This window comes from Flavobacterium sp. ST-158 (assembly GCF_058309975.1).
The window spans coordinates 372465-383292 of record NZ_JBZEEN010000002.1 but is presented as its reverse complement, the minus strand read 5'-3'; the positions used below and the strand labels follow the sequence as shown (position 1 = coordinate 383292).

Genomic DNA, 10828 nt, shown 5'->3' with positions numbered 1-10828 from the left:
TTTAAAACTTTATTTATCTATTTTGTAAATTCTGTCCATCAATTGCCATTTCTGATCGGCTGTTGCTTCGGCAGAGCTATCCTGAAATTGTGACATGTGTGCTTCCCATTCGCTTTGACGTGGTTTAAGTGCCAATTCAGCCATTGCTTTGTCATGGTCGAAATCAGTAACAGTGTCCATAATCATAAAAAGTTTTGTGCCCAAAAGATAGATTTCCATATCTACTATACCCACTTCCTTCATTCCTTGGGTTATTTCCGGCCAGGCTGCACCTTTAGCATGGGCTTTTTTATAGGCTTCGATTAATACCGAATCGTTACGTAATTCCATTGTCTTACAGTAACGTTTAAATATTTTTTTCATTTTTATAATAATTATTGAATAGTGATTTTTGTTTTTTTCAAGTTCTTACTATCAGAACTATTCCCATAATAAACTTCATATTCACCCGGAGTCACCAACATTTTACGCTGACTCCAATCGAAAAATTCAAATGAAGAAGGATCAAGATCAATAGAAAGCTGTTGGGTTTTACCTGCTTGAATTTCCACACGTTGATATCCTCGTAAGGTTTTTAAAGGCCCTTCAATGTCGTTTACTTTTCGAATATAAACCTGCACCACCTCTACACCATCACGTTTACCTGTATTTGTTATTGGCACAGTCAATTGGATTGATTCATTTTCTTTGATAGTGGTTTTGCTTAATTTGGCATTTCCCATTTTGAATGAAGTATAACTTAATCCATATCCAAAAGGAAAAAGTGCATCATCAGTAAACCGATAAGTCCTTCCTTTCATGGAATAATCTTCAATATCCCCAAGTTTATCTGAATTCTTATAGAAAGTAACTGGTAATTTACCAGAAGGATTGTAATCTCCAAAAAGCACATCGGCAACGGCCTGACCACCAGATTGTCCACCATACCAAGCTTGAAGAATAGCATCGCAACTTTCAGTTTCAGGAGTTAAAGCCATAGCAGCTCCGGAACAGTTCACAAACACTATCTTTTTACCTGCTTTTTTCAATGCTTGCAAACATTTACGTTGCGATTGAGGAAGTTCAATATGAGTTCGGTCACCACCTTTGAAACCATTAAATTCTACCGGCATTTCTTCTCCTTCTAATCTTGGTGAAATTCCACCAACAAAAATTACCTCATCTATTCCTTTTAGTTTATCAACCAATGCATCATAATTAACCGGGATCTCCCTGCCAATATTTAACTTAAGGCTCGCCTCAACTCCATCGTTAACAGCTGCATACTTAACCTCAATCTTGTATTCTTTCCCTTTTTCAACCTTATAGGGAAGTCTGATTGGCGCTAATTGCCATAATTCTTTTGAAAACAAAGTTTTGTTGTTAATAATCACATCGCATTTTCCTCCAAATTCTAACCTGAAAACTATTTCCTCCGATTGACTAGCATGGTAAACCGTTTCAAATTTTCCAGAAAACCCTTTAAGATTTACGCCACGACTAAATTGGTTTTGCCCAGCAGTTGTTAATTGTATCGGATTTATGATTTGTTCAATTGTAACAATTTCTCCCTTAAATTCTTTATTATTCCAATAGCTTGCCTTCATCCCCGCTTTTCCTTCAAAAGAGCAGTTTTCGAAAAGACTTTGTGTAATCATGTCTTCGATTATGTCACAACCCTTATCGTAAAATATTTTATCCACAGGTAATTTTGTTTGAATTCCCTCCAAAATAGTAGTGATACTGGACGGAAACCCATTATAATTCCCTAACAACATCGTCTCATCGTCAGCATTAGGTCCTATTACAGCAATCTTTTTTACTGATTTAGACAATGGCAGGATATTGTTTTTGTTTTGAAGCAAAACCATTGATTCCTGAGCCATTTTTAGTGCTAATTCTTTATGCTCCTTAGAATCAATTACCGACGTAGGAATCTTTGACCAGGACACTAAGGAATCATCATCCATTTCACCTAAGTCAAAACGCCCAACCAAAACCCGTTCCAGGCGTTCATCGATATCCTTTTCATCAAGTAATCCTTTATCAACTGCCTGAGGTAATTTATTGTAAGCATAGCCCCAACCACATTCTACATCAGTACCTGAAAGTACTGCTTTGGCAGCTGCATGCTCTTCATCAGATGAAACCTTATGACTGCTATAAAAATCGGTAATCGCACCACAATCAGAAACAACAAGGTATTTGAATCCCCAATCGTTACGAAGGATTTTCTGAAGTAATCGGTTACTTCCACAACAAGGTTCGTCATCCAATCGCTGATAGGCACACATGACTTCGCGCACATCAGCCTGTTGCACCAGTGCTTTAAAGGCGGGCAAATAAGTTTCCCATAAATCACGTGGATTAACATTGTTCAGGTTCAATGAATGTCTGCTCCATTCCGGACCGGAATGCACAGCAAAATGTTTGGCACATGCCAATAGTTTTTTATATTTTGAATCGGCAGGTCCCTGAAGTCCATTGACCACGGAAATTCCAATACGGGTGGTTAAATAAGGATCTTCTCCATAGGTTTCCTGACCACGTCCCCAACGTGGGTCACGGAATATATTTATATTGGGAGTCCAAACCGACAAACTTACAAATTTACTATTCTCTTTTCCTTCTCTTCGAGCCTCATGGTATTTGGCACGGAATTCATCAGAAACAGCATCAAAAACCTGATAAACGAGTTTGTCGTCAAAGGATGCAGCCATCCCAATAGATTGAGGAAAAACAGATACATTATATCCATATCTAATGCCATGCAATCCTTCACTCCACCAATTGAATTTTTTTATTCCTAAACGAGGAATTGCTTCTGATTCATCAAGCATCAAAGACGCCTTTTCCTTCAACGTAAGACGGGATATTAAATCCTTGGCACGTTCTTGAGAACTTAATTTAGAATTTTGGAAAGGATATTCTTGTGCCCAAACTTGTGTAATGAGAAAAAAAGTTATAGTTACGAATACGGATCTTTTCATTTTTTATTTTTTGTATTTTTTATTATTACACAGAGAGTAGTCTTTCGTCAAAGAACCTCTCTCATTAGATTTAAATTTATTCTTTCTGCGAAAAAACAACTTTTACTTTTCATTTAATGGGCATTATGTTTCACAAACATTATCGAAATGTCTTATTGACAGTATTTCATCCTTTGAAAAAAAGCAAACAAGGATTTTTCTTAACAAAAATCAACTTCTATATCTAATCGTGAAACAAATATTTTTACCAGAGACTTACATTTGAATAATTAATCTTTGATTAACAGTAATATTTAAATATCTGTAAACTTTCCAAAATCTTTACGTTATGTTGCTATAAACCTAAATACTAAAAAGATCTAGAAAAAGAGCTTTCAGAAAAATAACCTCCATTAAGTTTAAAAATCATAGTATGGATATTTAATAATATTCATACTATGATTGCATTTGCCCTCTAATCATTTATAAAGAATCGGTAAAAAAAAATGCTTTATTTTTTTACAACTTTGAATTTCTTTAGCGTCCCTGTATGTACTCCTTCAACCTGAACTAAATACATTCCGGGCTTCAATAATGCCCCCATTGATAACTGATTGGAATCTGAAGATTGGGCTGTTTCTACTTTTCTTCCTAAAGTATCAAAAATGGTAACACGAACTGGTTCTCCTGATTTAGCTATTACAACCTTAAAATCATCAACAAATGGATTAGGTGAGAATTCTATTGAAAAATTCTGATCTTCTGAAGCAATTTCTTTAGAAGCAGAATCTATTCTTGCCGTTTGGGTGCTCCCAACAACATTAATTGACCATTGCTGATTATAACTGATTCCGTCACTCCATTGTCCTAAATCTGCTCCATTATTACTGCTTCCTAAACCATCAAGATACATCCCCGTGGCTTTATTTCTAAATTTAAAATAGCCGCCTCCCTGATCTTCCTGAATCCATTTTTGTGCATCACTTAAACTATGCGTCCAATGTCCAGCTATGGATGGATTGGCATTTCTCCACATTCCATCAATGTATATTCCACTAGCTCTGTTTTTAATCATTACATAATCATCTGTTCTCTCAAGTAACCACTGCTGAGCAATGCTTCCACTATTACTCCACTGCCCTACATTAGTATCACTTCCTCTCCACATACCGTCAATTAATAATCCTGTACTACGGTTGGTTAACGTAACATAATTAGTCGTAGTTGAATTAAGCAATACGGCAGTAGTTGACAAAGCCGGAACAGTTATGGTAAATGAGTTTGAATTGACTGATACCGAATTCTTTTTTAAAGCGTTATTGGTATGAGATACAAATGTTTCTGTTGCCGGTAACGAAGAAAGTTGCAAGGTTTCAGCTGAGCCGTTTTTAGCAGAGAAACCATTAATATTTACAGTTACGGTATGCGATGTATTCATATCCCTGTTTACAATCATAACAGTCATGGCATCTGATCCTTCGTTGACAGTAGTATAAGCTGAAACCGAGTTTTCAAGTGTAGAAGTACTGGCGACACTATAATTTTTAGCATAATCACTAAAAAGATGTAACGTTTCCCACATACCGGTATTCCAAATCCAAGGAGAAAATAATTCAACTCCATTATTAGCAAACGTGCCCAAATGAGAAGCGTATATAACCGATTCAATATTAGGGTTGCTGTTAGTTGTCATAGTACCCCATTCACTTAAACCACATGTTATTCCATGGTTTACCCCAAAATGCTCGTTTAACCAACCGTTAATACGTTTAAAAATATATTGCTTAGAAAGTGAAGCATCCCATCCTCCAGTACTTGTTTTAATGCCGTTTGAACCAAGATAATCATAGGTTTCATCATAATAAATTCGGTGTCCTTGCAAAGCCGCAGCATTATCTCCATTATACCAAGGATAATTGTGAATATCTAATACATCTACTAGTTTAATACCAGTTGCATTATACTCATCAGCAAGTCGCTTTATAAAATATTCAATCCAAGGATAATACCTGCCATTAACATATATATTTTCAGTTGACCATTTGTACCATTGCCATTCAGAAGTGGTTACCGGTCCGCACAATTTGATTCCCGGGTATATCGCTTTTGCTTTCTTGGCTAATTCTATGTAGCGATCCATAAAAGCAGAAGCCGATAGTTGTGTTGGCATTGCCCAATCGTGAGTGCCGCTCCATATATCCACTTCATTGTCCATACTCCAATACACAAACTTATCTTTGTTAAACCCTTTGCCACCAGTACCAAACCAATCATTTAGAATTCCTACGGAAGAATCTGCCGGCCATGGTTCACTAAACAAATTAATATTACCATCAACTAGGGCTGTACTACCTCCATTTAGATTTGGAGTTCCTCCTCCTGCCAAATTTTGTCCCGGTACCTGTAAACCATTATGAGTTTGACTAAACTCCCAATCATTAAAATTATTTGCCTTGGTGGATGCAGTCCTACCCAGTAATTGAAAGGCAAACATACTCTGCAAATTAGAAAAATTGTTATTAATTTTTTGAGCATAAACATCCCAGTCCGAATCATAAACATTGTTGTACCAATCAGGATGAACAGCTATTTTTTTTTGCCAGTTATAAGCTGACATATTATTACCCCCACCTACTCTTACAAATCTTAAACCTGCTTCTTTATAAAATTGATCCGAATTGTCAAAACTTTCATTTCGACCATAGATGTATGGTGATACCTTTTTTTTATTTACCGTAGCGTTTACCGTAATTTGAACAGTTTGAGCAAATGTTACTATACTGCAACAAAAGCAAAAAAGTAACGTTGCGAAAAAAAATAATTTTTTATTCATATTTTTAGATTAATTGTTAATCCTTATTTAAAGGTTTTTTTTAAGTAAAAAGCTGTGACTTTTATACTTTCTTTTTTTAACAAACATATTATTGCTAAAAATCTCATAGCTGCCAAAAAAACAAAATATATAATTCATTTACCTTTTAGAAAAGAACAGGAGAATTACGGATAACTTTTATTCTAAATTTCAGACCACTTAAACATTGTATTGCTTAAAGTGGTCAAAAATCTAATATTTCAAAATATATCCAACTTATTACAGACACAAAACAATAACTTTTCACTGTTTTGTGTCTCTGTATATTATTGACCTCCAGCTACAATAGCATTAATACTACGTTGATCTTTAACTGTATAATTACTTCTATCTAAAATACCTCCTGTATCCCAGTAAAAAGGCAATATCCCGTTTGCTAATGCTCTTTGTGTATTGAAAGTTATCCAATAATCTACGGATTCATTATGTTTTGCTAAATCTAAAGGGACGTTTGAACTACTTCCTCTTCTATATGCTCCATACTCACCCATAATTACCGGAATACCATGATCAACAAATTTTGTTTTCATTTTTTGAAATTCGGCTTCTATATAACTTTCTTCTCCCCAGGTTGCATTACGCTCAGGCTCAATAGTCGAATGATGTCCAGATCCCCAATAATAAAACATATTTCCCCATGAAGCATCACCATTCATAAGCGTAAATTGATATGGGGTATAGTTATGAATTTCTACCATAAAACGATTCGGGACAGTATCTGTAGGAAGGGTATTCATCAGATCATAAGCAAGTTCGGTACTTGTTGATGGCCCTTGTAAAACTAAAACACGATAGGCATTTTTACCTCCTGTAGATCTAACGGCGTTTACAAAAGTCTGGTGATATGACAATAAAACTGCCATTTGAGTTGCATCTTGCACATTAGGTTCATTGGCACTCGCAAACATTAAATGCTCATCAAAATCACGCATGGTTGTCGCGATTTGCTCCCATAAAGCTTTTTGTTTTGCATTGACTGCTGCTTGTGAAGCAGTTGTAACATTGTTTTCTAACCAACCACCATCCCAGTGTATATTAAGCAAAACATACATATCGTTCCTTACACAGTATCCAACTACTTCTTTTACTCTATTGAGCCAATTGGGATCTATTTGCTCAGTAGTTGCATTACTTAAATGATACCAATCCCAAGCACATGGAATACGTATTGCAGTAAAACCTTGCTGTTTAACAAATTTTATATAATCCTCGGTAATAACAGGACTACCCCATCCAGTTTCTCCGCCCGGAGCTTCAAAAGTGTTTCCCAGATTCCATCCAAGTCTAAATTTTGTTGCCAATTGAGCTGCTGTACTACTCATCCCTGTTGCATCAGCAGGTAAAGGTGAGGTATTATAAGAAGGATAGCTTACGGATTTTACTGGTTTTCCTCTTAAAGTCGGAGCGTTTGATTGCCCATTGTTTAAAGCAAGGTCTTGAATCTCATCACTACTGGAGCATGAGAAAAAAAATACACTAACGACAAGTATTACTACTTTGAAAAAATGTTTAAAATTCATAATTTAAATGGTTTTTGGTTGTTAATAAAAGACACATGATGATTAGTCCTCAAAGTTTGACTAACCATGGTTTAAAAATTATAAGTAAAAAATTTATTGGATTTTGCAAAGACTCTATAAGATGTCCTATTTACTAGAAATCTGAAATTGTACAACAGTAGTGTTGTTTACTATATCTGAAAAAACAAGTTAAATTCCCAACCGAATTATCTTCATTATACAATAATATTTGAATAAAGAGATTGTTTAATAATCTGGTTAAAATTATTAAAGAAAAAACATCAAATTATGTTTTCAATACTTTTTTGAATTAAAAAACCCGCTGGATAAATATATAATACCATCCAACGGGTAAAATTAACCTTAATTATGTCCAGCCATAATAGCATCTAATGCTCTTTGGTCATTTACAGTATTGGTTGCTCTATTAAAAAGTCCTCCTGTGTCCCAAATAAACGGAGCACCACCAATAGCTATACATTGTTTGGTATTAAAAGTCCACCAATCATCAACCGATTTATCGTGTTTTGCCTGATCTCCTGGTTTTAAATTAGTAGTTTGATTCCATCTTTGACAGCTATACTCTCCCATGATACAAGGAATCCCTTTATCAATAAATTTAGTTTTGATTTTATTGAAGCCTGCTAGTGCATCAGTTTCTTCACCATAACTACAGTTTCTGTCTATTCCAAATTCAAGACCGTCAACATGATTGGCTGCACTCCAGTAAAAACGTACATCGTCCCATCCTCCGTTTGCTTTATCTTTATTTAAAATAGTCATACTACTTGGCGTATAATTATGCCATTCAAATGCCAAACGGTTTGGTGTTGGGTCGTTTAGTGCTGTAAAATCCTCTGGAGCAATATAATCGTCATGACCTTGTAACACTAAAGTACGATAGGTGTTGCGTCCTCCTGTTGAACGCACCGCATCAATAAAAGTTTTATGATAACTCAATAATATCTCGGTACTTGCTCTATCACCAGCGTTAGGCTCATTAGCACTTGCAAATAGTAAATGTTCATCAAAATCTCGCAAGGCTGTAGCAATTTGTTCCCACAATGCTTTTTGTTTGGCATTGACTTCATCTTTCTTGTTTGCTGTAACATTATTTTCTAACCAACCATTATACTCAACAGGGTCAGTATTCGGAATAGGACTACCATCCCAGTGAATATTAACCAATACATACAAGTCGTTTTCTACACACCATTGCACTATTTGTTTTACCCTGGCAATATAAGAAGCATCAATTTTTGAAGCTGTAGATTTATAAGCCCCTCCAACAGAATTCCATCCACAAGGAAGACGAACAGCATTGAAGCCCATTTGTTTTATAAATTTGATATTCGCTTCTGTAGGGTCGGCATTGTTTCCCATAAGCTCCATGGTATTTCCTATATTTATACCCTGTTTTATTTTTGCAATAAGCTGTGTAGCAGTACTGTTCATCCCTGACATATCAGCCGGTTTCGGGGTTAAATTATAAGAAGGATATAAATTCCCTGTTTGTGTCACTTTTATACGTCTCGCCTTACCGTTTTTAGTTTCCAGATTAATAATAACCGAACGGGTAAATCCTGAACCGTTCTCATCTGCTGTCAATGTTACTGTGTTCTCTCCTGCATTTCCAGTTCCCTGACTTAAATGCAGCCAATCTGCACCATTTAAAAGAGTCCAATCACCATTAGTAGAAAATGTGATATCCGAAGAACCTCCTTCAGGCTCAAAGGAAACGTCAGTTGAGGGTACAATTAATTGTGCTATTTCAGCATCGTCTTTTGAACAAGAAACCGAAGCCAGCATAACAACAACTAACACCATTAGTGTCTTGTATAAATGTTTGTATTTCATATTGTTTTATTTAAAATTTATTTTTTCATATAAAACCTGCGGGAAATTCAAATCTTTTATAAATCCCGCAGATTATTCTAATCAGAAAGTTAAAACCGATATATTATTTTAATCTCACCACTCTTATATTATCAATAGCTCCATAAAAACCTGTTTTAGTTGGTGCATCACTGAAATTTTTAAGCGTAAGATTATAACTACTTGCCCCGGTAGTCCCTACTAAATTAATTAAACTTGGAAGTGAATTCCCTGTACCTAATACTCCATCAGCTTTTGATTTGAATGCTGTAAGAGGAAGGGTGACCGTTTGCCAACCATCTGTTTTAAAATCAACTGTTTTTACAGCAGAAATTTTCCATGGTTCATAACGAGCTACATAGGTATCCTCTGCAAATGCAGTTCTAAAATAAAGTGTACCACCATTCCATGGGGAGGCAACACTTATATCAAATTGAAGCCCCCAATTTTCAGCAGGGTCTTGAACATTTGCCGTAGGCACCCAGTGATTACCCGCATCAGAATTACCCAATGGACAGTATTTACTGGCTCCAGCTGCTAAAACAGGCGAATTAAAATGTACAAACTGACCTCCATTTGTTCCCATAGTACCATTAAAATCATTAGTTCCTCCCCAAGCGGGAGTACCATTGGTAAAAGTAATATCGCCCCACCAGGAATACCCTAAATAAGCACCCCATTCAAAATTGGCTAAAAGCCCTTCAGTAACACCATTTTGAGCGTTAACCGGATAAGGGGTAGTAGCCGTACCATAAGTACTCACAATAGTTACCGGCCCATTTTCGTAACTCCACGGGTCAGGTGCGGTAAACTCAACATAAAAGCCATCGGGATCTTCAGTATAATTTATGATATTTTTCTTACCAAACTTTACACTTGAAACATTATTTAAATTTTTACCATATACCCTAACAATATCACCCTGAGAAGGGTTTACATTAGAAACAGAAAAAATTACCGGTTCTACCGAAATAGTAAAATTATAAGTACCTGATTTTGCAACAACAACTGCATCCCAAGGTTGTGGTGCATTAATTTCAGGAAATACAAAGCCAATAGAACTACCGTCGCTTACCGTTTTAAGAGGTGCTATTTCTACACCTGCTATGGTTAGTTTTTCAATCAAGAACAAATTAGTACCATAAACAAAAATCGAATCTCCCGGAACATTACTAGCTAACAATGAATTACCTGTGATAGTAGCCGGAGGTACAGCTACATCAAATTTAAAAACAGTTGATCCCTCTGCAGTTTCATAACCTATAGTATTTAAGTCATCTGGATCAACATTGTTGTAAGGTATCGAGTTAGGAACTTGTACAACAGCTGTATTGTCTGAAAACAAACTTGGCTTTATATCAATAGGACTACCATTAATAGTAACCTTAATGGCACCTTTTAAATTATGTCCATGAAGTACAATCCATTGTCCCGGATTGATACTAGTCACTAATGTATCATTAGGAGCGGCTTCATAATTGCGTACCTCTGTAATCACAGGAGCGGCAACGTCTAAACTTTCACAAGAAGTAAATATTGTGATAAAAAACACCACACCTAAAAGCAGTACAGCGTTTAAGCATTTGAGTATTACATTCTTTTTCATATTTTTT

6 protein-coding genes are annotated in these 10828 nt (G+C 35.7%); all 6 read right to left on the bottom strand.

What is annotated here, in order from left to right; translation table 11 throughout:
• Positions 1–9: 9 nt before the first annotated feature.
• Complete coding sequence (locus AC4FRF_RS05930) at positions 10–363, bottom strand: L-rhamnose mutarotase (RefSeq protein WP_491158569.1); 354 nt, start codon at positions 361–363, stop codon at positions 10–12.
• Positions 364–374: 11 nt separating this feature from the next.
• Complete coding sequence (xyl3A, locus tag AC4FRF_RS05925; RefSeq protein ID WP_491158568.1) at positions 375–2969, bottom strand: xylan 1,4-beta-xylosidase; 2595 nt, start codon at positions 2967–2969, stop codon at positions 375–377.
• Positions 2970–3459: 490 nt separating this feature from the next.
• Positions 3460–5781 carry a glycoside hydrolase family 44 protein gene (locus tag AC4FRF_RS05920; RefSeq protein ID WP_491158567.1) on the bottom strand — a complete coding sequence of 774 codons (2322 nt, stop codon included), beginning with the start codon at positions 5779–5781 and terminating at the stop codon, positions 3460–3462.
• 305 nt (positions 5782–6086) lie between these two features.
• Positions 6087–7340, bottom strand: coding sequence for a glycoside hydrolase family 5 protein (locus tag AC4FRF_RS05915; protein ID WP_491158566.1), 1254 nt, complete (start codon positions 7338–7340; stop codon positions 6087–6089).
• Between the two features lie 363 nt (positions 7341–7703).
• Positions 7704–9197, bottom strand: coding sequence for a cellulase family glycosylhydrolase (locus tag AC4FRF_RS05910; RefSeq protein WP_491158565.1), 1494 nt, complete (start codon positions 9195–9197; stop codon positions 7704–7706).
• 103 nt (positions 9198–9300) lie between these two features.
• Positions 9301–10821 carry a glycan-binding surface protein gene (locus AC4FRF_RS05905; protein WP_491158564.1) on the bottom strand — a complete coding sequence of 507 codons (1521 nt, stop codon included), beginning with the start codon at positions 10819–10821 and terminating at the stop codon, positions 9301–9303.
• Positions 10822–10828: the final 7 nt, after the last annotated feature.